Origin of the sequence: Dietzia sp. SL131 (assembly GCF_026672565.1) — a bacterium.
Classification (GTDB): Bacteria; Actinomycetota; Actinomycetes; order Mycobacteriales; family Mycobacteriaceae; genus Dietzia; species Dietzia kunjamensis.
On the sequence record NZ_JAPPRI010000003.1, the window covers coordinates 1,594,955 to 1,616,719 of the forward strand.

19 protein-coding genes and 1 pseudogene are annotated in these 21,765 nt (G+C 71.8%); 5 read left to right on the top strand and 15 right to left on the bottom strand.

Going from position 1 to position 21,765, the window contains the following annotated elements:
• Positions 1–20: 20 nt before the first annotated feature.
• On the bottom strand, positions 21–839 hold the full coding sequence (locus OVA21_RS08275) for a DoxX family protein (RefSeq protein WP_069388420.1): 819 nt from the start codon (positions 837–839) through the stop codon (positions 21–23).
• Positions 840–906: 67 nt separating this feature from the next.
• On the opposite strand from OVA21_RS08275, the gene OVA21_RS08280 reads away from it, so the two are divergent.
• Together OVA21_RS08280 and OVA21_RS08285 are read left to right on the top strand one after the other, a co-directional pair.
• A complete protein-coding gene (locus tag OVA21_RS08280; RefSeq protein ID WP_268092226.1) occupies positions 907–1,446 on the top strand; it encodes a hypothetical protein in 540 nt (179 codons plus the stop codon).
• Between the two features lie 71 nt (positions 1,447–1,517).
• Positions 1,518–1,928, top strand: coding sequence for a hypothetical protein (locus tag OVA21_RS08285; RefSeq protein ID WP_268092227.1), 411 nt, complete (start codon positions 1,518–1,520; stop codon positions 1,926–1,928).
• Between the two features lie 96 nt (positions 1,929–2,024).
• Here the strand turns inward: OVA21_RS08285 and gatB are convergent, their stop codons facing one another.
• The 5 genes and pseudogenes from gatB to gatC form a co-directional block, all read right to left on the bottom strand.
• Entirely contained in the window at positions 2,025–3,506 is a 1,482-nt protein-coding gene (gene gatB / locus OVA21_RS08290) for an Asp-tRNA(Asn)/Glu-tRNA(Gln) amidotransferase subunit GatB (RefSeq protein ID WP_096907215.1), read from the bottom strand.
• A 10-nt stretch (positions 3,507–3,516) separates the two neighbouring features.
• Positions 3,517–4,551, bottom strand: coding sequence for an ATP-dependent 6-phosphofructokinase (locus tag OVA21_RS08295; RefSeq protein ID WP_096905279.1), 1,035 nt, complete (start codon positions 4,549–4,551; stop codon positions 3,517–3,519).
• A 57-nt stretch (positions 4,552–4,608) separates the two neighbouring features.
• Positions 4,609–5,995, bottom strand: a pseudogene (locus OVA21_RS08300) (DHA2 family efflux MFS transporter permease subunit).
• Positions 5,992–7,446: an Asp-tRNA(Asn)/Glu-tRNA(Gln) amidotransferase subunit GatA gene (gene gatA / locus OVA21_RS08305; RefSeq protein ID WP_096905277.1), complete on the bottom strand. Its 1,455-nt coding sequence runs from the start codon at positions 7,444–7,446 to the stop codon at positions 5,992–5,994. Before gatA ends, OVA21_RS08300 begins: the two are co-directional and overlap by 4 nt.
• Positions 7,443–7,742: an Asp-tRNA(Asn)/Glu-tRNA(Gln) amidotransferase subunit GatC gene (gene gatC / locus OVA21_RS08310; protein ID WP_067718272.1), complete on the bottom strand. Its 300-nt coding sequence runs from the start codon at positions 7,740–7,742 to the stop codon at positions 7,443–7,445. Before gatC ends, gatA begins: the two co-directional genes overlap by 4 nt.
• A gap of 77 nt (positions 7,743–7,819) precedes the next feature.
• Between gatC and OVA21_RS08315 the strand changes: the two genes are divergently transcribed.
• A complete protein-coding gene (locus OVA21_RS08315) occupies positions 7,820–8,476 on the top strand; it encodes an amino acid-binding protein (RefSeq protein ID WP_096907214.1) in 657 nt (218 codons plus the stop codon).
• A gap of 48 nt (positions 8,477–8,524) precedes the next feature.
• Here OVA21_RS08315 and OVA21_RS08320 read toward each other — a convergent pair whose 3' ends face one another.
• Together OVA21_RS08320 and ligA are read right to left on the bottom strand one after the other, a co-directional pair.
• On the bottom strand, positions 8,525–8,899 hold the full coding sequence (locus tag OVA21_RS08320) for a hypothetical protein (RefSeq protein WP_096905276.1): 375 nt from the start codon (positions 8,897–8,899) through the stop codon (positions 8,525–8,527).
• Positions 8,896–11,094 (bottom strand): NAD-dependent DNA ligase LigA, encoded by a 2,199-nt coding sequence (gene ligA, locus OVA21_RS08325; RefSeq protein WP_096905275.1) that lies wholly within the window; start codon positions 11,092–11,094, stop codon positions 8,896–8,898. Before ligA ends, OVA21_RS08320 begins: the two co-directional genes overlap by 4 nt.
• A gap of 59 nt (positions 11,095–11,153) precedes the next feature.
• Here ligA and OVA21_RS08330 point away from each other — a divergent pair, with 59 nt between their 5' ends.
• The gene (locus tag OVA21_RS08330; protein WP_096905274.1) at positions 11,154–11,849 is read left to right on the top strand and encodes an exonuclease domain-containing protein; all 696 of its coding nucleotides are present in this window, start codon (positions 11,154–11,156) and stop codon (positions 11,847–11,849) included.
• A 31-nt stretch (positions 11,850–11,880) separates the two neighbouring features.
• On the opposite strand, the gene OVA21_RS08335 is transcribed toward OVA21_RS08330, so the two are convergent.
• From OVA21_RS08335 to OVA21_RS08360, 6 genes are all read right to left on the bottom strand, one after another.
• A complete protein-coding gene (locus OVA21_RS08335; protein WP_240341310.1) occupies positions 11,881–12,954 on the bottom strand; it encodes a cobalamin-independent methionine synthase in 1,074 nt (357 codons plus the stop codon).
• A 5-nt stretch (positions 12,955–12,959) separates the two neighbouring features.
• The gene (gene mnmA, locus OVA21_RS08340) at positions 12,960–14,090 is read right to left on the bottom strand and encodes a tRNA 2-thiouridine(34) synthase MnmA (protein ID WP_096905272.1); all 1,131 of its coding nucleotides are present in this window, start codon (positions 14,088–14,090) and stop codon (positions 12,960–12,962) included.
• Positions 14,087–15,298: a cysteine desulfurase family protein gene (locus OVA21_RS08345; protein WP_096905271.1), complete on the bottom strand. Its 1,212-nt coding sequence runs from the start codon at positions 15,296–15,298 to the stop codon at positions 14,087–14,089. Before OVA21_RS08345 ends, mnmA begins: the two co-directional genes overlap by 4 nt.
• 92 nt (positions 15,299–15,390) lie before the next feature.
• Positions 15,391–16,341: an electron transfer flavoprotein subunit alpha/FixB family protein gene (locus OVA21_RS08350; protein WP_096905270.1), complete on the bottom strand. Its 951-nt coding sequence runs from the start codon at positions 16,339–16,341 to the stop codon at positions 15,391–15,393.
• Positions 16,342–16,393: 52 nt separating this feature from the next.
• The gene (locus OVA21_RS08355; RefSeq protein ID WP_067718293.1) at positions 16,394–17,179 is read right to left on the bottom strand and encodes an electron transfer flavoprotein subunit beta/FixA family protein; all 786 of its coding nucleotides are present in this window, start codon (positions 17,177–17,179) and stop codon (positions 16,394–16,396) included.
• Positions 17,180–17,354: 175 nt separating this feature from the next.
• Positions 17,355–18,986, bottom strand: coding sequence for an AMP-binding protein (locus OVA21_RS08360; RefSeq protein ID WP_096905269.1), 1,632 nt, complete (start codon positions 18,984–18,986; stop codon positions 17,355–17,357).
• Positions 18,987–19,184: 198 nt separating this feature from the next.
• Between OVA21_RS08360 and OVA21_RS08365 the strand changes: the two genes are divergently transcribed.
• Complete coding sequence (locus tag OVA21_RS08365) at positions 19,185–20,555, top strand: outer membrane protein assembly factor BamB family protein (protein WP_254050443.1); 1,371 nt, start codon at positions 19,185–19,187, stop codon at positions 20,553–20,555.
• On the opposite strand, the gene OVA21_RS08370 is transcribed toward OVA21_RS08365, so the two are convergent.
• Positions 20,540–21,757 carry a THUMP-like domain-containing protein gene (locus OVA21_RS08370; protein ID WP_096905268.1) on the bottom strand — a complete coding sequence of 406 codons (1,218 nt, stop codon included), beginning with the start codon at positions 21,755–21,757 and terminating at the stop codon, positions 20,540–20,542. The two genes, OVA21_RS08365 and OVA21_RS08370, sit on opposite strands and share 16 nt — an antisense overlap.
• Positions 21,758–21,765 lie beyond the last annotated feature (8 nt).

The following is a 21,765-nucleotide window of genomic DNA, read 5'->3' on the forward strand; positions in this document are numbered from 1 at the left end:
GCGCCCCGGCTCCCGAGCTCTCAGCCCGCGGTGACCGGGGCGCTGTCGGCTGAGGAGGTCAGCGGGTTGGTGCCGTTGAGGAAGTACCACACCAGACCGGCGATGACCGCCACGACGATCACCCACACGACGCCGCTGAAGCGGGGACGGTGGGACCATGCCCACTTGCGGTCGGCGGACCATCGCCCCGGTCCGGAGAAGAGGAGGGTCACCAGCGCCGCGGCGTAGAGGATCGACACCTCGAGTCCGCGGGTGGTGTCACTCAGCACGGGGATGGGGTCGGTCCCGGTCAGTCGGATCGCTATCCCCAGTCCGATGAGCCCCAGCAGACCCGCCGCCGCCACCGGGGTCGCGAGTCCCACCACGAGCATGACGCCCGCCACCAGTTCGACGGCGCCGCCGGCGATCGCCAGGATGCGGGCCTGGTCGAATCCGGAGTCGGTGAGGGTCTGCGTGAACCCGTCGATCCCGGGCCCGCCGAACAGTCCGAAGAGCTTCTGCAGTCCCCGCATCGCGAGGAGGACGCCCACGGCCAGTCTCAGGACGAACAGCCCGAAATCGGCCGTTCCCCGGCGGCCGATCGTGTCCCGCGACGCGGGCGCGATGGTGGTGGGCTGGTCACCGAAGGGCAGGGGCGAGGACACGTCGTACCCCCCGGACTCGGCGAACTGCGAGTAGTCGGTGCGCCCGGCCGCGGGGAACGCGGTGGTCGCGCCGTCCCCCGAGCCGCCCCGCGAACCGGCGCCCGCGCCCTGGGCGTTGGGGACGTCGAGCGGGTAATCGACGTCGTGGATGATCTCGGTACGGGCGTCGTCGTCTCCGCGCTTTGAGGAAGTCACGGATCGACTGTAGGCCGATTCCGGTGCCCGGACGCTGAAGGACACGGCGCGCCGTAGTCTGGTCGGCATGAGATCGCTCCCGCTGCTGCTGGCACTGGCCGTCGCCGTGTCCGGTTGCGCGAGGTTCGACGACCGCCTCGAGGACCCGTTCACGCCCGCGGCCGGGCCGGGAATGGGTGCCGCTCCGCCGAGCCCTCCCGGCGCACCGACCCCGCCCCCGACGTCGCGCCGCGGGGAGCCGGAGCCCCCGGCCGAGACGGGCCCCTGCGTCGATCCCGACCCCGCCGTCATCGCGACCTGCCTCGAGCCGGCCGTCGCGGTGGCCGGGCTCGGTGAGCGAGCGCTGGTCGCCGAGTCCACGGGCGGGGTGAAGATCGTCTCCGCCGATGCCGACCCCGAGCAGTTCGGCAGGGTGGATCCCCGGTCCGGCCGGGTGGCCGCGGTCGCGCCGTCCCCGGATTTCGCCCAGGACCGGTTGGTGTATCTCCTCGTCGTCGGCGACGGACCCACCCGGGTCGAACGACTGGCGCGCGGCGACGCCCCCGCACGATCGCGGAGCTCGCACCCGCGGACAGCGGTGGCCTCGCGTTCGTCGACGACATCCTGACCGTCGGCGCCGGCTCCGAGGTCGTCCGGTTCCCGACGTTCACCGGGATCGGTCGCGCGGAGGACCCCCAGGTGATCGGACGCGACCTCGGGCGCATCCAGGCGTTGTGTCCTCTCGGCGAGGATCTCTTCCTCTCCACGGTCACCGACCGCGGTGCGGCGATCCGGACACCCGATCGCACGGTGTGGACGTGGCCGGACCAGCGTTCCGCCGGTGGGTGCGCCGCATCCGAGGGCACGCTCGCCATCGCCCTCCCGGACGCCGAGCGGGTCGACACCCTCCAGACCGCCGGCGGCGCGGCTCGCGGTCAACCCGAGGCGCTGGCCGAGGGCCGGTACGGGCGACTGACCGGGTTGTCCGTCGTCGGCGAGGGCGTCCTGCTGGCGGGCACCACCAACAAGGATGGTGCATCACCGGTGCCCACCGATGACCGGGCCGTGATCCTCCCCCAGTCCGGTGGTGGCGGCGACGCCCGTACGTAGCCGCGGTTCGACGCCACGCGCGAGCGCGCGCGTGTGGCGTACGGTCGGTCCCCGTGGTCGAGCCACGCACAGCTCACCGCGCGGACAGCGCATCGCCTAGTTGCAGGCGGCGATCACCAGTTCCTTCACCCGGGCCGGGTCGGCCTGACCGCGCGTCGCCTTCATGACGGCACCGACGATCGCGCCGGCGGCCTGGACCTTGCCCGAACGGATCTTCTCCGCGATGTCGGGCTGCGCGGCCAGGGCGTCGTCGACGGCCTTCTGCAGCGCCGAGTCGTCGCGCACCACCTCGAGGCCCTTGTCGGCGACGATCTGGTCCGGCTCGCCCTCGCCGTCGAGGACGGCGTCGACGACCTGGCGGCCGAGCTTGTTGGTGAGCTTGCCGTCGGCGACCAACTCGATCACGCGCGCCAGCTGCACCGGCGAGATCTCGAGTTCGGTGAGCGCGACGCCGCGCTTGTTGGACTGCTGCGTCAGGTACGACACCCACCACGAGCGGGCCTCGGCGGCCGGAGCGCCCGCGTCGACCGTGGCGAGGATCAGGTCGAGGGCCCCGGCGTTGACGAGGTCCCGCATCTCCTCGTCCGAGACCCCCCAGTCCGCCTGGACCCGGGCGCGGCGAACCCACGGCAGCTCCGGCAGCGTCGCGCGGATCTCCTCGATGAGCTCCTCGGTCGGCTCGACGGGCGCGAGATCCGGCTCGGGAAAGTAGCGGTAGTCCTCCGCCGACTCCTTCGGCCGGCCGGAGGTGGTGGTGCCGTCCGACTCGTGGAAGTGCCGGGTCTCGAGCACGACCTCGTCACCCGCGGTGAGCACGTCCGCCTGGCGGCACATCTCGTGGCGGACCGCGATCTCGACGCTGCGGAGGGAGTTGACATTCTTGGTCTCGGTGCGGGTGCCGAACTCGGTGGCGCCCTTCGGCATCAACGAGACGTTCGCATCGCAGCGCATCGAGCCCTGGTCCATCCGGACGTCGGACACGTCGAGGCTCCGGAGCAGATCACGCAGCGTCGTGACGTAGGCGCGCGCGATCTCGGGTGCCCGCTCCCCCGCACCGACGATCGGCTTGGAGACGATCTCGATGAGCGGCACGCCCGCGCGGTTGAAGTCGAGCAGCGAGTGGGTGGCGCCGTGGATGCGACCGGTGGCGGACCCGACGTGGGTGGACTTGCCGGTGTCCTCCTCCATGTGCGCGCGCTCGACCTCCACGCGCCACGTGCTGCCGTCCTCGAGCTGCACGTCGAGGAAGCCGTCATGGGCGATCGGCTCGTCGTACTGCGAGATCTGGTAGTTCTTCGGCTGGTCCGGGTAGAAATAGTTCTTCCGGGCGAACCGACTGTACGGCGCGATAGAGCAATTCAGCGCCAGACCGATCTTGATGGCCCACTCCACCGCCTGGCGGTTGGCCACCGGCAACGCGCCCGGCAGGCCGATGCACACCGGACACACCTGGGTGTTGGGATCCGCCCCGAACGCGGTGGGACACCCGCAGAACATCTTGGTGTTGGTGTGCAGCTCTACGTGCACCTCCATGCCCATGACGGGATCGAAACGTGACACGACCTCGGTGAACTCCATGCGGAACAATCTAGCCGAAGAGGCAGGCGGCCTCGCGGTAGCGGTCCTCCGGGACGGTCTTGAGCACCGCGACCGCGTCCTCTACCGGCACCATCTCGATCGACTCCCCACGGAGCGCGACGATCTGTCCGAAATCCCCCCGGTGCGCGGCGTGCGCCGCGTGTACCCCGAAACGGGTCGCGAGCACGCGGTCGTACGCGGTCGGCGTACCGCCGCGCTGGATGTGGCCCAACACGGTCGTCCGGACGTCGCGGTTCATGCGCTCGGCGATCGCGGACGCCATCTGGTCGGCCACCCCGGTGAACACCTCGTGGCCGAACTGGTCGGTGCCGCCCCGGCGCAGCGTCATGCCGGAACCCTCGACCGGCGTCGCGCCCTCGGCCACCACGCAGATCCCGTACGCCTCCCCCATCTGGAACCGGCGCTTCATCACCTTGCATACGTAGTCGATATCGAACGGGACCTCGGGGATCACGATCATGTGCGCACCGGACGCCAGGCCCGCGTGCAGTGCGATCCACCCGGCGTGCCTGCCCATCACCTCGACGAGCATGACCCGCTCGTGCGACTCCGCCGTCGTGTGCAGCCGGTCGATGGCATCGGAGGCGATCGAGACGGCGGTGTCGAATCCGAAGGTGTAGTCGGTGCCTCCGACGTCGTTGTCGATGGTCTTGGGCACACCCACCACGGGGATGCAGTTCTCGGTCAACCAGCGGGCCGCCTTGAGCGTGCCGTCGCCACCGATCGCGACGAGCGCGTCGATCGCGTGGCGCTCGAGGGTCTGGCGGATCACCGGCAGACTCGCCGTCAGGACGTCGGGGTTCAGGCGGCCGGTTCCGAGGATCGTGCCACCGCGGAGCAGGATGCGATCGATGCCCTCGTCGTCGAACAGCGGTACGGCACGGTCGTTCACCAGCCCGGCCCACCCGTCCTGGAACCCCAGGACCGGGGAGTCGTACTCCGAGTTGGCGGTGCGGACCAGGGCGCGGATGACCGCGTTGAGTCCCGGACAGTCGCCGCCGGCGGTCAGTACACCTATACGCACGTCGAGCTCCTCTCGGTTACCCCGCAGTCTAGGTCCGCCCGCCCCGCATCGCGGCGGTCACCGCCCCGGGCTCACCGACTGTTCACCGGTACGGAACGCCATGGTGGCCAGCCCTCCCAGCAGGACGACCACGGCGGGGGAGGAACATCGCGTCGGCCACCGCCTGACCGATGTCACCGTGGGCGACGAACCGGGCCTGGACCACCGCGCCGATCGCGGCGGACCCCAGCACCGCCCCGACCTGGCGGGTGGTGTTGTAGACACCGGAGCCCGCGCCCGCCGACGCCAATTCGAGGCGCCGCATCGCGGTCGATGACGTCGGCGCCCACACACACCCGTTGGCCACCCCCATGAGGGCGATCGGACCGAGCAGGACGGGGATCGAGGTCTGGGCATCCATCACCAGCGCGAGCCAGAACAGGGAGACCGCATACGAGAAGTACCCGATGCCCGTGAAGATCCGCGGATCGAGACGATCCGCCCAGCGTCCGACCAACGGCGCCAGCACACCCGCGATCAGGGCCATGGGCAGCAGCATCATCCCCGCGCGGGTCGGGCTGAGTTCCTTGACCCCCTGGAGGTAGAACATGAGCGGCACCATCGTTCCGGCGGTGACGAAGCCGATCGTCGAGACGCCGAACGTCCCGATCGAGAAGTTGCGATCCCGGAACAGTCGTAGAGGAACGAGCGGCTCGGTGCGGACGCGGGACTGCCACCACACGAACACGGCGAGACCCACCACGCCCGCCGCGATGAACCCGGCGGTGGTCCCGCCCCATCCGTGTTCCTCGCCCTGCTGGATCCCGAACACCAGCAGGAACATGCCCACGGCCGACAGGACGATCCCGGCTACGTCATACGAGCGCGACCTCGTCTCCAGTACAGGGACCCAGAGCCATACCAACACCACCGCGAGGACACCGAACGGGATGTTGACGAAGAAGATCCACCGCCAGTCGAACGCGTCGATGAGCACCCCGCCGAAGACCGGACCCACCACGGAGGCGATACCCGCGACCGCACCCCACGCACCCATGGCCGCGCCGCGGCGCGCGGGTGCGAACACGCGCGTGATGACGCTGAGCGACTGAGGGGTGAGCAGTGCCGCGCCGAATCCCTGGAACACCCGCGCCACGATGAGGGTCTCGATGTCGGGCGCCAACCCGCACCACAGGGAGGCGCCGGTGAACAGCACCAGGCCCGAGATCGACACCCGTCGCGGCCCGATCTGGTCCCCCAGCCGACCGGTGAACAGCAACGGCACCACGTAGGCGAGCAGATACGCGCTGGTCACCCAGATGACCTGGTTGGTCGTGGCGCCGAGCTGGGTGACGAACGCGTCGGTGGCCACCGCCACGATCGTCTGGTCCACCAGGATCATGAAGAACCCGATGACGAGTGCCGCGAGCGCCTTCCATGCGTCCCTCTCGGGGACGGTCGTCACGCTATCGCGCCTCTCGCGGCCTCGTAGGCGGCCCCGACCCGGTAGAGACGGTCGTCGGCGAGTGCCGGTGCCATGATCTGCAGACCGGCGGGCAGGCCCTCCACCAGACCGGACGGCACGGACATCCCGCAGTGACCGGCCAGGTTCAGCGGCAGGGTGCACAGGTCGAACTGGTACATCGCGACCGGGTCCTCCACCTTGTCCCCGAGCGGGAACGCGGTCGTCGGCGTGGTCGGCGAGATCAGGACGTCGACCTTTTCGTAGGCGGCATCGAAGTCGCGCGCGATCAGCGTGCGTACCTTCTGGGCCTGACCGTAGAACGCGTCGTAGTAGCCGGCCGACAGCGCGTAGGTGCCGAGCATGATGCGGCGCTTGACCTCGGGGCCGAAGCCCGCCTCGCGGCTGGCGGCCATGACCTGGTCGGCCGACCCGTCACCGGTCCGCAGGCCGTAGCGCATGGCGTCGAAGCGTGCCAGGTTGCTGGAGACCTCGGACGGGAGGATGAGGTAGTAGGCGGGCAGCGCGTAGCGGAAGTTGGGGCACGAGACCTCGACGATCTCGGCACCCAGGTCGCGCAGGGTGTCCACCGCGCCGCGGAACGACTCCTCGACGCCGGGCTGGTAGCCCTCGCCGGAGAACTCCGTGACCACGCCCACCCGCAGGCCCGTCAGGTCACCCTTCCCGCCCTCACGCGCGGCGGCGACGACGTCCGGGAACGCCACGTCGAGGCTCGTCGAGTCGCGCGGGTCGTGCCCCGCGATGACCTGGTGCAGCAGCGCGGTGTCCTCGACCGTGCGGCCGCAGGGCCCGCCCTGGTCGAGCGACGACGCGCAGGCGACGAGCCCGTAGCGCGAGACCGTCCCGTAGGTGGGCTTGACACCGACCGTCGCGGTGAGCGCGGCGGGCTGGCGGATCGACCCGCCGGTGTCGGTACCGATGGCGATCGGGGCCTGGTGCGAGGCCAGCGCCGCGGCCGAACCACCGCCGGAACCACCGGGGGTGCGGCTCGGATCCCACGGGTTGCGGGTGGGGCCGTAGGCCGAGTTCTCGGTCGACGACCCCATGGCGAACTCGTCCATGTTGGTCTTGCCGAGGATCGGGATCCCCGCCTCGCGCAGTCGCGCGGTGACCGTGGCGTCGTACGGCGAACGGTAACCCTCGAGGATCCGTGAGCCACAGGTGGTGGGGGCGTCGGTGGTGGTGAACACGTCCTTGAGGGCGATGGGCACGCCCGCCAGGGGTCCGAGCTCCTCGCCGGCCGCCAGTCGGGTGTCGACGTCTTGGGCCGCCCGGAGAGCCTCGTCCGCGCCCACGTGGAGGAACGCGTTGATCTCGCCGTCGACCTCGTCGATACGGTCCAGGTGCGCCCGGGTGACCTCCTCCGAGGACACCTCCCGCGCGGCGATCCGCCCGGCCAGCTCGGCGGCGGTGGCGGTGGTGAGCTCGGTCATGCGTCCTCCCCCAGGATCTGCGGAACCTCGAAGCGCTGTTCGTCGGCTGCCGGGGCCTGGTCGAGTGCCTGCTCCGGGGTGAGGCCGGGCGTGACCACGTCGTCGCGGTAGACGTTGGTGATCGCGGTGGGGTGGCTCATCGCGGGCACGTCCTCCGCGGCGACCTCGGACACCGCCTGCACGTGGTCGAGGATGTCGGTGAGCTGCTGTGCGAACGAGTCCAGCTCGGAGTCGCTCAGTTCCAGGCGGGAGAGCCTGGCCAGATGCGCGACGTCCCCGCGTGAGATCGAGGTCACGTGCCTGCCCCTTTCCGTGACGTGGTCGGTACCGGCCCAGCCTAGTCAGCCCGAATGCGTGCGGCACAATGGGCGTCATGTCTTATCTGCTCCGTGTCATGCTGCCCGACCGACCGGGCAGTCTCGGCTCCCTCGCGGTGGCGCTGGGGACCGTGGACGCGGACATCATCAGCCTCGACGTGGTGGACCGGTTCGACGGGGTCGCCGTCGACGACATCGTCGTGGAGGTCCCGCACGGCACCTTCCCGGACGCCCTCATCACCGCCGCCGAGCGCCTGGACGGCGTGATGGTGGACTCCCTCCGGCCGTTCGGCGGGATCCTCGACGCGCATCGGGAACTCGAACTCATCGACGCCGTCGCCGGGGCGGGTGCCGGGGCTTCCCAACTGCTCGCCGACGAGCTCCCGGCCGCGCTGCGCGTCGGCTGGGCGCTGGTCGTGGAGGTGACCGCGGACGCGCGGTGCCGTCTGATCGCGCGGGGCGAGTCCGCACCGATGTGGGAGGGCGGCGAGGTCTCCGTGCTGTGCGGCCTGGAGCGGGTGACCGCACTGGACGACGACGACGACGGCGTGCCGGCGGAGTGGACGGCCATGGACACCTCGCTCGCGGCCGCGCCGTTGAACTCGGGACACATCCTCGTGGTGGGCCGACCGGGCGGTCCCTCGTTCAGGCCGTCCGAGGTCGCTCGGCTGGGGTACCTCACGGGGATCCTGCGGTCCCTCGACGCCGGCTGACCGGGCGGGCCCGCCGCTCCCTCGACGCCGGTCCGGCACGGATGTCGGTCAGCGGCGGGGTCCGCGTCGCCACGGCCACACCGCGACCGCCGCGAAGAGGAACGCCGTGACCGGCAGGACCCATGCCAGGTCCGTCATGAGGACGATCTGACGGAACTGTTCGTTCGACAGGAACTGCGCGACTTCGTTACAGGAGTAGAGGCAGGAGACCGGGTTCGACATCGGGCCGACCCAGAGCCACACCAGTCCGGCGAACGCTCCGGTCGATGCCCCCGCCACGGCGGAGGCCGACACCGCGAGGATGCGCCGGCGACGCTCGCTCCGCAGACCACGGAGGGAGACACCGACCGCGAGCGCGAGACCGACGCCCGCTCCGAGGAACAACGGCCAGGGGAACTGGACGAGGGGCGTCATCGGGGTCACGGGTCGGTCTGCTCCGGTTCCGCGTCCACCTCCGGGTCCAGGTCCCCTTCCCCCGCCCCGGCCGGACCGTTGTCCATCAGGTCGACGAAGCCGGCCTCGTCCAGGATCGTCAGGCCCAACTCCTCGGCCTTGGCCGCTTTGGACCCCGGGTTGTCGCCCACCACGACGTAGTCGGTCTTCTTGGAGACCGACCCGGAGGCCTTGCCGCCGCGAGCGATGATCGCCTCCTTGATGCCGTCGCGCGTGAAGCCCTCGAGTGAGCCGGTCGCCACGATCGTCAGTCCCTCCAGCGTCCGCGGGATCGATTCGTCACGCTCGTCGGCCATCGAGACACCTGCGGCGGTCCAGCGGTCGACGATCTCGCGGTGCCAGTCGACGTCGAACCACTCGACCACCGAGGCCGCGATGGTCGACCCGACCCCGTCCGTCTCCGCCAGTTCCTCCTCGGACGCGGCGCGGATGGCCTCCATGGTCCCGAACCGGGTCGCCAGGGCGCGCGCGGCCGTGGGGCCCACGTGTCGGATCGACAGCGCGACCAGTACCCGCCAGAGCGGTCGGTCCCGGGCGGTGGCGAGGTTGGCCAGCAGCTTGCGACCGTTCTCGGTGAGCACGGTGCGTTCGGGTTCGGCCCCCGCCTCGATCTGCTTGCGGGTGGCCTTGTCGACGCGGGTGTAGAGGTCTGTCCTGAGCAGGTCGGCTTCGGTGAGATCGAACAGTCCGGCCTCGTTGACCAGCACCCCGCTGGTCAGCAGATCCGAGGCGCCCTCGTACCCGAGCGCCTCGATGTCCAGGGCGTTGCGCGAGGCCAGATAGAACAGCCGCTCCCGCAGCTGGGCGGGACACGAACGCTGGTTGGGGCAGCGCCAGTCGGCGTCGCCCTCCTTCGCCGGGGCCAGGACCGTATCGCACTCCGGACAACGTTCGGGGAAGACGAACTCGCGCTCGGTGCCGTCGCGCCGCTCGACCACCGGGCCGAGGACCTCGGGGATCACGTCACCGGCCTTGCGGATCACCACGGTGTCGCCGATCAACACGCCCTTGCGGATCACCTCGGTCTGGTTGTGGAGGGTGGCCAACGAGACCGTCGAACCGGCGACCGTGACCGGCTGCATGTGGGCGAAGGGGGTGACCCGCCCGGTGCGCCCGACGGAGACCCGGATGTCCAGGAGTTCCGTCATGACCTCCTCCGGTGGGTACTTGTAGGCGATCGCCCACCGCGGCGCGCGGGAGGTCTGACCGAGTCGCCGTTGGACCGCGCGGTCGTCGATCTTCACGACGAGACCGTCGATCTCGTGTTCGGGGTCGCTGCGGTGCTCACCCCAGAACCTCATCCGCTCGACCACCTCCTCCACCCCGGTGGCGGGCGCGGTGTGCGGTGAGACGGGCAGGCCCCACTCGGCGAGGGCGAGGTAGACGTCGTGGAGGCTCTCGAAGGTCGCGCCCTCGACCGCGCCGAGACCGTGGCAGTACATGCCGAGTCGACGTTGGGCGGTGATGGCGGGGTTCTTCTGGCGCAGTGACCCGGCCGCACTGTTGCGCGGGTTGGCGAACGGTGCCTTGCCCTCGGCCACGAGACGAGCGTTGAGCTCGGCGAAGTCCTCGAGCCGGAAGAACACCTCGCCCCGCACCTCGATGAGCGAAGGCAGCGGGCGGTCGTCCGACGGGGTGAGCGTGACCGGGATGTCGTCGATGGTCCGCGCGTTGAGGGTCACGTCCTCCCCCGTACGCCCGTCACCGCGGGTGGCGGCGCTGACCAACCTCCCGTCGCGGTAGACCAGGTCCAGGGCCACCCCGTCGATCTTGACCTCGCACAGGAACGGCAGCCGGTCCTCCGATACTCCCGCCTGCTCGACGGCGGAGGCGACCCAGTCGCGCAGCTCCTCCTCGGAGAACACGTTGTCCAGGCTGGTCATCCGCTCGAGGTGCTCGACCGGGGCGAAATCCGTCGAGAAGCCACCGCCGACCAGTTGGGTCGGCGAATCGGCGGTCCGCAGCCCCGGGTGCGTCACCTCGAGCGCCTGCAACTCCTCGAAGAGCCGGTCGAACTCGGCGTCGGAGACGATGGGCGCGTCCTTGACGTAGTAGCGGAACTGGTGATCGCGGACCGTCTCCGCGAGCTCGGTCCACTCCTGCCGCACCTCGGGCGGGATGTCCCCCGTGCCGACGGGCTGACTGTTGTCATCGGGAAGGCTCACGAGGACAGGGTAATGCCGGGCAGGGCCTCGATGTCGGAGCGCTGCCCTACGGTGAGCCCATGACAACCCACACACAGCCACCCCTCGCCATCGACCGGAACCGACTGCTCGCGTTCGACCTCGAGACCACGGGCCCGGACCCCCGGACCGCCCACGTCGTCTCCTCCGCCCTCATCGCGATAGACGGGCAGCACAAGAAGGAACGGAACTGGCTCGCCGACCCGGGCATAGAGATTCCCGAGGGGGCGACGGCGGTCCACGGCATCACCACGGCCCATGCCCGCGAGAACGGCCGCCCCCACGCCGAGGTCATCGCCGAGACGGTGGCGGCCATCCGCCGCGGATGGGGCGAGGGACGCACGCTGGTGGTGTTCAACGCTTGCTACGACCTGACGATCCTGCGCCGGTGGGACCCGTCGTTCGAGATTCTGGGACCCGTGATCGACCCGTACGTCGTGGACCGCGCGGTGGATCCCTACCGGAAAGGCAAGCGGACGCTCGAGGCCCTGTGCGGTCTACACGGGGTACGACTGGACAGCGCCCACGAGGCCGCGGCGGATGCGCTCGCCGCCGCCCGGCTGGCGTGGAAGATGCTCGGCGGACAGCCGGAGTTGTCGGGTCCGGACTGGCGGGAGGTCAATGCGCGCCAGGCGAGCTGGCACGAGACGCGCCAGCGGGACTTCGTCGCGTACCTCGAGCGGTCCGGCAAGGACTCGTCCGACGTCAACACCCTCTGGCCGATGGCAGTGCTGTAGCGCCGCGTTGTCTGTTACTCCGCGTCGTCTGTTACTCCGCCACCCGCGGGGTGGTCTCGGCCACCAGACGGGCGCCCCGGAGGGCGGCCGCGGCTCGGCCCTCACCGGTCGAGGTCTCCTCGGCGGTGGGCGTGAGGATGACGCGGTCCAGGGTGGAGTACCTGGGCGCGCTCAGTCGGTCGAGCAGAGCCAGCAGTCCCACTGCGGTGTCCTCGGCCTCCGCCACGGTGCGTGGCGGCGGGCCGCCGCCGGGTAGACCCTCCAGGTGGAGGATCCCGCCGTTACCGAGGACCGTCCCGGCTGCATCCAGCGCGGCATGCGACCGGGCTGTGTGCAGCGGCGCGGTCGCCAGGCACACCCCGTCGAGAGGCGTCTCACCCCGCGGGGGGTCGCTGACGACCTCCCAGACCGGAGGTGCCCCAGGGTCGGAGGTGACCGGGAGCCGGATCAGGACCTCTGCGGCCCCGGCGTCGCGGAGCGCAGCGGCGAACCGGCAGAGCGACAGGGCGAGTCGATCGGGCGGGACGGCCGCGATCGGGTCGAGACGGCTGGGCGAGCGGACCGTCCCGGCGGCGACATGCCAGAGCAGGGGCTCGTCCACCAGGATCCGTGCGCCTGCCCCTATCCGGCCCGCCAGCCGCACGGCTCGCGCACTCGCGCCCTCCGCCAGGGAGGCGGCCAGGTCTCGCCGGGCGCCGCGATCGCTGAGCACGGGGAATCCGCCGGGCAGTTCCACCCCGGCCGCGAGAGACCACGGGCCCACCACACGGACCTGCAGGCGGCGGGAGTCGATGGCGGGGTCCCCCTCGGGATCACGGGCCCGCTCGTCGGCCTCCTCGAGGGCGTCGGCGTCCCGGTCGAGGAAGTCGGCGGCACGACGGGCGAGGCGGCCCGGGGCGTCGGCGAGTCGCCATCCGCGTGGCGAGACGTCGACCGGCAGGTCGGCGAGCATCGCCAGCGTGCGGCCGACCTGGTCGGCCCCGGGGCCGCGATCCGGAAGCTCGGGCAGGAACGGCAGCGCGTGGCATTCCCCCATGATCACCCGCGCCGATTCCCGCGGGTCGGTGCCGGGCATGGGGCCGGCCCCGGTGCTGGACGGTCCCACCGGCGTCACTCGGTTCCCGCGGCCGGACGGGACGCGGAGATGGTGCCGCTGCCCAGAACGCGGTCGCCGTCCGGTTCGGGCCGGTACAGCACGGCGGCCTGCCCGGGGGCGACGCCGCGGATCGGCTTCTCGAGCGTGATCTCGAGCCGGGCATCCGGTCCGTCGCCGAGGCGGCGGACGTGGCCCGGGGTCGCTTCGCCGTGGGCGCGGATCTGCACCAGGCAGTCGGTCTCGTGGATGTCGTCGTCGACGAGCCAGTAGGGCGAGGACGCGGTCATGCCGGACGAGAGCAGATGGTCCGCGCCACCGACGGTGACGGTGCCACTGTCGGCGTCGATCGCGGTGACGTAGCGGGGGCGGCCGTCCGCCGCGGGTCCGCTGACCCCGAGGCCCTTGCGCTGGCCGATGGTGAACCCGTGGATGCCCTCGTGGCGGCCGAGCTCGTCGCCGGTGTCGGCGTCGACGACCGCTCCGGGACGCATGCCGATGCGCGCCCCGAGAAAGGCGCGGGTGTCGCCCGAGGGGATGAAGCAGATGTCATGGCTGTCGGGCTTGGAGGCGACGGGCAGCCCGGCGGCCTCGGCCTCGGCGCGGACCTGCGACTTGAGTGAACCCCCAAGGGGGAACATCGAGTGCGCGAGCTGCTCCGGGGTGAGCACGCCGAGGACGTACGACTGGTCCTTGGCGTCGTCCACGGCGCGTCGTAGGACCGGCCGTCGGGTGCCGTCGGGCAGTTCCTCGGACGACAACCGCGCGTAGTGGCCGGTGGCGACGGCGTCGAAGCCGAGCGCCATGCCCCGGTCGAGGAGGGCCTCGAACTTGATCCGCTCGTTGCACCGGAGGCACGGGTTGGGGGTCTCGCCTCGGGCGTAGGACGCGACGAAGTCGTCGATCACGTCGGCACGGAAGCGCTCGGCGAAATCCCACACGTAGAACGGGATGCCCAGCAGATCGGCGACCCGGCGGGCGTCCCCCGCGTCCTCCCGCGAACAGCACCCGCGCGAACCCGTTCGCAGGGTCGCCGGATCCGCGCTGAGTGCGAGGTGGACGCCCACGACGTCGTGTCCGGCGGCGACGGCTCGGGCAGCGGCAACGGCGGAGTCCACTCCCCCGCTCATGGCGGCGAGGACCCTCATGACGCGGCCACCCCGGTGCGGGCCATCCCGGTACGGGCGAGCCCGAGGCCGGCGACGCGGGCGCGTTCGGCCGCGGGCCCGATGGCCGCGACGGCGGCGTCGACGTCGTCCTCTGTGGTGGTGTGCCCCAGGCTCAGGCGCAGACTGCTGCGGGCAGCGGCCTCGTCGGCACCGAGGGCCAGCAGGACGTGACTCGGCTCTGCCACACCGGCCGTACAGGCCGAGCCCGTGGAGCATTCGATCCCCGCGGCGTCGAGCAGCAGGATGAGTGACTCGCCGGAACAACCCGGGAAGGTGAGGTTGGCGATGCCCGGCAGGCGCTCCCCGCCCCCGTTGGCGATCGCGCCGGGGACCTCGGCGAGCACACCTGCGACGAGCCGATCGCGCAACCGGCTCAGACGCCGGGACTCGGACTCCATCTCGCGGACCGCTTCCTCGAGCGCGGCGGCCATCGCGACGACCCCCGGCACGTCCACGGATCCGGACCGCAGGTCCCGCTCCTGGCCACCCCCGTACCCGATCGGCACGCAGTCGGCACCGCGGTCGAGGAGCAACGCACCGACGCCGAGCGGTCCACCGAACTTGTGCGCGGAGAGACTGAGAGAGGTCACGCCCAGGGCGGAGAAGTCGACCGGGACGTGCCCGACGGCCTGGACGGCATCGGTGTGGACGGCCGCGCCCACCGCGCGGGCCGGGCCGGCCGCCGCCGCGACATCCGTGAGGGTGCCGATCTCGTTGTTGCCGAGCATCACCGCGACGAGGGCCAGTCGCGGGCCGAGCTCGTCGGCGAGGTCGCGGACCGTTGCCGGGGTGACGGCGCCGCGGGGGTCCACGGGCAACACCCGGACGGCCTTCCGACCGCCACGGTCGGTCGCCAGGTGGGCGGCGGCGTCGAGGACGGAGTGGTGCTCGGTCGCCCCCACGGCCACCACGTCGCCCGCCGAGGCACCCACCTGCCCGAGAACGGCGAGATTGTCGGACTCCGTCCCGCCTGAGGTGAACACCACCTCGGACGGTCGACAGCCGAGGTGGTGCGCGAGGGACTCGCGGGCCTCCTCGACGCGGCGGCGGGCGCGGCGTCCGGAGCCGTGGAGCGAGGACGCGTTGCCGACCGAGGAGGACGCCTCGGCGTAGGCGTCGACGGCCGCCGCGCGCATCGGGGTGGTCGCGGCGTGGTCGAGATAGTGCACAGAGCGGGTGGTGGGCATATCGCTGGCAAGGATACGCACGAACGCGCCGGACCCCGGCACCGCAGGGGTGCCGGGGTCCGGGCGACGCTGGTGGACGCGGTGCGTCCTGCTCACTTACGAGCGTTGATGGCCTCGGTGAGCTGCGGGGCGACGTTGAACAGGTCGCCGACGATGCCGTAGTCCGCGATCTCGAAGATCGGGGCCTCCTCGTCCTTGTTGACGGCGACGATGGTCTTCGACGTCTGCATGCCGGCGCGGTGCTGGATGGCGCCCGAGATACCGAGGGCGATGTACAGCTGCGGCGACACGGTCTTGCCGGTCTGGCCGACCTGGAACTGGCCCGGGTAGTAGCCCGAGTCCACAGCGGCGCGCGACGCGCCGACGGCGGCCTTGAGCGAGTCGGCGAGCGGCTCGACGACCTTCTCGAAGTTGTCCGCGGAGCCGACGCCACGACCACCTGAGACGACGACGGTCGCCTCGGTGAGCTCGGGGCGGTCGCCGCCCACGATCGGGTTGCGCGAGATGACCTTGGCGGCGTTCTCGGGCTCGGGGACCTGCACCTCGACGACCTCGCCGGCGCCGGCGGCCGGGGCGGCCTCGACGGAGCCCGGACGCAGCGTGTAGATCGGGGTCTCGCCGGAGACGGTCGCCTCGACGGTGAAGGCGCCACCGAAGATCGAGTGGACGGCCGAACCGTCGGACTTGATCTCCACGACGTCACACAGGGTGCCGGAGCCGGTGCGGGCCGCGAGACGACCCGCGACCTCCTTGCCCTCGAACGTGGCGGCCAGGACGATCGCGGCCGCACCCTGCTCGGCGAGGCCGGCCAGGACGTCGACCTTGGGGGTGACGAGGTAGTTTTGGACCGCGTCACCCTCGGCGACGTAGATCTTCTCCGCGCCGGCCTCCTTGAGGGCATCGGTGAGCGCGGCGGCGGTGCCGGTCTCACCGAAGACGACCGCGGAGGGCTCTCCGAGGGCACGAGCGGCGGTCAGCAGCTCGAGGGACACCTTCTTGAGTTCGCCGTCGACGTGCTCGACCGCGACGAGGACTTCAGCCATGGTGGATTCTCCTTGAAAAAGACTGGGATGAGTCGGTCGGGGTGAGTTCGCGTCAGATGAGCTTCTGCGACACGAGGTACTTGGCGACGTCGTTGCCGCCTTCGCCCTCGTCGGTGACCTTCTCGCCGGCGGCGCGCGGCGGCTTGGGGCTCGCGGAGGTGACGCTGGACGCGGCGTTGTCCTTGCCCACCTGGGCGGCCTCGACGCCGGCGTCGGCCAGCGTGAGGGACTCGACCGGCTTCTTCTTGGCGGCCATGATGCCCTTGAAGGACGGGAACCGCGGCTCGTTGATCTTCTCGCCGACGGAGACGACGCACGGCAGGGTGGCCTCGACCTCGAAGATGCCCTCGTCGGTCTCACGCTCGCCCTTGGCGACGCCGTCGGCGATCTCCAGGGTGCGCATGTGCGTCAGCTGCGGGAGGCCGAGGTACTCGGCGAGGATGGCCGGGACGGCACCCATGCGGCCGTCGGTGGCCTCGTTGCCGGCGATGACCAGCTCGGTGCCCTCGATGGTGCCCAGCACGTTGGCCAGCGCCCACGAGGTCTGGACGACGTCGGAACCGTGCAGGGCCTCGTCGTTGAGGTGGACGGCCTTGTCGGCGCCCATGGATAGGGCCTTGCGGATGGCCTCGGTGGCGCGGTCCGGACCGGCGCACAGGACGGTCACCTCGCCGCCGTGGGCCTCCTTGATCTGGAGCGCCTGCTCGACGGCCTTCTCGTTGATCTCGTCCAGGACCGCGTCCGCGGCCTCGCGGTCCAGGGTGTAGTCCCCGTCCGTGAGCTTGCGCTCGGAATAGGTGTCGGGAACCTGCTTGATCAGTACGACGATGTTCGTCATGGGCCTGCGTCGACCTCCTGCGAGTCGGGGCGGGGTGCGCCCCCGTCTAGACCGGGCGCACCGGATTGTGGTCCTGCCAGACACAATAACGCGGCCGTGGCCGCGGTGACGGTGCCGGGGCGGTCGGTGGCGGGGCACGGCGCCCGGTCGGCGGCCACCGGGTGGGGCGGGTGGTTCAGTTGATGCGCTTGTCCCAGCCGGACCAGGCGGCGTCGCGCAGTTCGTTCTTGCGGACCTTTCCGGTCGACGTCCGGGGCAGGGCCTCGGTCAACTCCACCGCACCGGGCACCTTGTAGCGCGCGATCCTGGTCCGGCAGTGCTCGATCACGGCGGCCTCGTCGAGCGTGGAGCCCGGCCGGACCACGACGTAGGCCTTGGGACGCTCGCCCCACTTCTCGTCGGGCATGGACACGACCGCGCAGTCGACCACGTCGGGGTGGGACACGACCGCCTGCTCGACCTCGATGGTGGAGATGTTCTCGCCGCCGGAGACCACGACGTCCTTGGCGCGGTCCAGCAGTTGCACGTATCCGTCCGGGTGCATGACGCCCAGGTCGCCGGAGTGGAACCACCCGCCGGCGAACGCGGTGGCCGTGGCCTCGGGGTCGCCGAAGTACCCCTTCATGACCCCGTTGCCGGTCATGACGACCTCGCCCATGGTCACGCCGTCGGCGGGGACGTCGACCAGCCGGCTCTCCCCCGGTGAGGTGCGCTCGACCACACGCACGGTGTCGGCGTGGATCATGGCGACGCCCTGGCGCGACTTGAGCCCGGCCCGCTCGTCCGGATCCAGGTCGGCCCATCCGGGCTGCGGGGTGCACACCGTGAACGGGCCGTAGGTCTCGGTCAGTCCGTACACCTGGGTGACGTCGATGCCGAGGTCCTCGAAGCGGCGCAGGATGGTCGGCGAGGGCGGCGCCCCGGCGGTGACCATGCGGATCCCGTCGATCGGCCGGGCGGCCGGGTCGTCGGCGATGGTGGACAACACGGCTGGTGCACCGGCCAGGCGGTTGACCCCCTCGTCGTCGAACAGTCTCCAGATCTCGTCCCCGCGGACGGCGCGCAGACACACGTGGGTCCCCCTCGCACCGGTCAGCGCCCAGGTCGTGCACCACCCGTTGCAGTGGAACATGGGCAGCGTCCAGAGGTACTTCGAGTCGGCGTCCAGGCCCTGGGTGACGATCTCGCCGAGGGAGTTGAGGTAGGCGCCCCGGTGCGTGTACATGACGCCCTTGGGTCGGCCGGTGGTGCCGGAGGTGTAGTTGACCGCGATGACGGAGTCCTCGTCGGCGACCGTCCACGAGACCGGCTGCGGGGAGGCGGACGCGAGGGCGTCCTCCATGGCCTCGGCGCGCGGGCCGAAGCGGGCCGGGTCGGGTTGCGTGCCGTCGGCGTCCGGGGCGACCAGGACGAGACGCAGCGCGTCGGGGACCTCGTCGCCCAGCCCCGCGAGGAGTTCCGCGTCGGCGATGAGGACGGCGATCCCGGCGTGCTCCACGATGTAGGCGATCTCGGCCGGGGCGAGGCGGGTGTTGAGGGCGACCACGGCGCCGCCCGCGAGGGGGACGCCGAACTGCGCGAGCAGCGCCTCGGCCGAGTTCGGCGCCAGGACGCCCACCCGGTCACCGCGCGCCACGCCGCGCATCTTCAGCAGGGAGGCCAGCCGGGTGGCCCGGTCGGCGAACTCGGCGTAGGTCTGACGGCGCGGGCCGTCGACGACCGCGGTGGCGTCGGGTGAGACGCGCGCGGCCTTCTCGAGGAAGCTCAGCGGGGTGATCGCGGTGTCGAGTCCGGAGTTCGCTGTCATCGGGGTGTGGCCGCCTTCCGTGGGCACGGGTGATGCCCGTCACGGTAGCCGCGGAGTGCACTCCGAGATCCGTGATTCCCCCGCCCCGCACCCCTGCCCGTCGGTCCCCGCGTCCGCCACGTCGGAGCGCCGGTCGGGTGGGCGGCGGGCGGCGGACTACTCTCTCGTGTGACTGTCTCGACTCGACGGGGGGGACCTGTGGCACCGGCACCGACACCGGCACTGACACCGCGCACCGCGCGGGCCTTGGTCGCCGTCGCGCTGGCGGCGGGGGTGGCCGCCGGCTGCGCCTCGGATACGGAGAGCGGCGGCGCCCGCCTGGGCCAGGCCGCGAGCTGGTCCTCGCTCGCGGGTGGCCCGCCGAACTCCGGTCGCGCACACTCCGGGGTCTCGGACGCCCCCGGACTGCTGTGGTCACGCGCCCTCGGTGCGCCCGCGGTCGGCGTGGCCTCCTCGGACGGCATCGGCACGTCGTTCCAGGCCACGATCTCCGAGCGCGGGTGCAACCTCTTCGCACTGACCGCCGACGACGGCCGCAAGCGGTGGTGTCTGCGCCTGCCGACCGACGGGCCGCGGATCACCGCGACAGTCGACGGGCGCGGTTCGCTGTTCGTGCCCCTCTACGGCGGGGTCGGCGCCCTGACGGCCGAGGGCGAGAACCGATGGACCGCCGCGACCCGGGGCGTGCCCACGACCGTGACGTTGCTGGACGGACGCCACCTGCTGCTCGTGTCGCACCTGGGGGCGGCACGGGTGATCAACGCCCACACCGGTCTGGACGTCACGCCCGAACTGCGGATCGCCGGCGACATCTCCACGGACGACCCGGCGTACGGGCTCCCGTGGTGCGCGACCGGCGCGCGGGGTTGCCCGGTCCCCGCCCCCGCGGCCGTGGACACGGACACGGCCACCGCCTACCTCACCGCGTGGACGCCGGGCGCCGACGATCCGGAGTTGGTGGCGGTGCGACTGGTCGCCGGTGAAGTCACTGCCCTCGACGTGCTGTGGCGTGCACCCCTGCCCGACGGGCGCCTGGGGACGCCGGTGGTGCTGTCGAACGACCGGGACGAGGTCTACGTCCACGCGGCCGACGGCGATCTCGCCGCGTACTCGACGTCCGACGGCACGGCACTGTGGACCGCCCCCGTCGGGTACCGGCCGGACACGCCGCCCGCCCTGTTGCCCGACGGCACCGTGGTCAGCGGCGGTCGCACGACGACCGTGTGGAGGGGACCCGACGACGACCACGACGACGACGCGGGCCCGGCGCCGGTGGTGGCCGTTCGCGGGCAGGACGGAACCGGCCGGGTGGTCTGGCGCCGGGACGACCTGCGCCAGCTCACCAACCCCGCCGCGACGCCGGACGGGCGGGTGCTGGTGGCCGTGCGCTCGGGCGGATCCGACGACGAGCCCGGCATCGCGGTCCACCTGCTCGACGGCGCCGACGGCGCCACCCTCCACCGGATCGAGGTGCCCGCCGCGACGGGCCCGGTCTCGGGACTCAGCGTCGACGCGGACGGCCGGATCGCGCTGACGACCGCGGTGGGCGCCCTCTACGTGTTCGAGTGAGCGGTGCGCGGCCCGCACACGAACACCACGGCGGAGCTGCCGATCCGGGTCACCACCAGCGCGAGTGGCCGTGACCCGCTGAGCGAGAGCGAGCGTCGCAGCACGTCCGGGTCGGTGTCGACGCCGCGGACGAGGATCTCCAACGACCCGCACTCTCGCCGGCGCAGCACGCGGCGCAGCTGCTTGCGGTCGAGCCTGCACTTCTCGAGCACCTCGAACCCGGTGTAGCCGTCCGGGACCCGTGGCCCGGTCAGATGGGCGATCCTCGGGTCGAGCTGGCGGAGCCCGTGGCGGCGGGCCCAGTGCCGTACGAGTCCGGCGCGGACGACCGCCCCGTCGGGGTCCACGATGAACCGCTCGGCCTCCTCGTGGGCGTCCACCTCGTCGTCGTCGCCGTCGGTCACCTCCTCCACGTGGACCGCGACCCCGTCCGCGACGAGGCGCGGTGGTCCCCACGGTCCGGCCGCGTCGGCGGCGGTGGTGCGGACCACGGTCGCACGGCGGCGCACACCCGCGGACAGGCCCGGCGACCACAGGCACGCCTCCCGCACCGAGCCGTCGAGGGACACCAGTTCGACCTCCCCGCAGTGGTCGAGCACCGAGGTGTCGAGGCCCGGGGCGCACTTGATGACGTGATCGCGGTCGGCGGCGACGGCGAGCAGGTCGGGCAGCGGCGGGCTGAGCCGCGCCGGGTCGTGGACCCGACGGCCCCTGGACCGGCGGGCGGGGTCCGCCACCAGGACGGCGTCGCGGCTGGGCGGGGCGAGCGCGTCGGCCACGCACACGAGTGCTCCGGGGACGTTGTGGGCCGCCATCCGCGCGCGGACCGGATCCAGATCCGAGCCGATCACCCGGTCGGCCGTCCGGACGAGTTCGGTGAGCTCGGCGCCGACGGAACAGGTGACGTCGTGGACGTCCCGTCCTGCCAGGCGCCCGGCCCGCAGGGCCGCGACGGGCCACGCGGTGGCCTGCTGGACGGCCTCGTCGGTGAGCAGCATCGCCCCGGCACCCCGGATTCGACCCCTCGCGCGCGCCCGGGCGGTGACGACGTCGATCGCCGCCGCCGCATGCACGGGATCCGCGCGCCGGACGGCCGCTGTCGAGGCCACGAGGTCCGCGCGGGACCACGCCAGGCCGGCGACGAGGTCGAGCAGGTCGCGTCCGGCGGCGGTGCGCAGGAACTCCAGGTCCTCGGGGGTCACCGACGCAA

Excerpts from the sequence above, each read along its gene's own strand:
- OVA21_RS08280 (WP_268092226.1), top strand. The coding sequence starts at position 907 with ATGAGATCGCTCCCGCTGCTGCTGGCACTGGCCGTCGCCGTGTCCGGT.
- gatB (WP_096907215.1), bottom strand. The coding sequence starts at position 3,506 with ATGGAGTTCACCGAGGTCGTGTCACGTTTCGATCCCGTCATGGGCATG.
- gatA (WP_096905277.1), bottom strand. The coding sequence starts at position 7,446 with ATGACCGAGCTCACCACCGCCACCGCCGCCGAGCTGGCCGGGCGGATC.
- OVA21_RS08315 (WP_096907214.1), top strand. The coding sequence starts at position 7,820 with ATGTCTTATCTGCTCCGTGTCATGCTGCCCGACCGACCGGGCAGTCTC.
- OVA21_RS08330 (WP_096905274.1), top strand. The coding sequence starts at position 11,154 with ATGACAACCCACACACAGCCACCCCTCGCCATCGACCGGAACCGACTG.
- mnmA (WP_096905272.1), bottom strand. The coding sequence starts at position 14,090 with ATGAGGGTCCTCGCCGCCATGAGCGGGGGAGTGGACTCCGCCGTTGCC.
- OVA21_RS08345 (WP_096905271.1), bottom strand. The coding sequence starts at position 15,298 with ATGCCCACCACCCGCTCTGTGCACTATCTCGACCACGCCGCGACCACC.
- OVA21_RS08350 (WP_096905270.1), bottom strand. The coding sequence starts at position 16,341 with ATGGCTGAAGTCCTCGTCGCGGTCGAGCACGTCGACGGCGAACTCAAG.
- OVA21_RS08355 (WP_067718293.1), bottom strand. The coding sequence starts at position 17,179 with ATGACGAACATCGTCGTACTGATCAAGCAGGTTCCCGACACCTATTCC.
- OVA21_RS08360 (WP_096905269.1), bottom strand. The coding sequence starts at position 18,986 with ATGACAGCGAACTCCGGACTCGACACCGCGATCACCCCGCTGAGCTTC.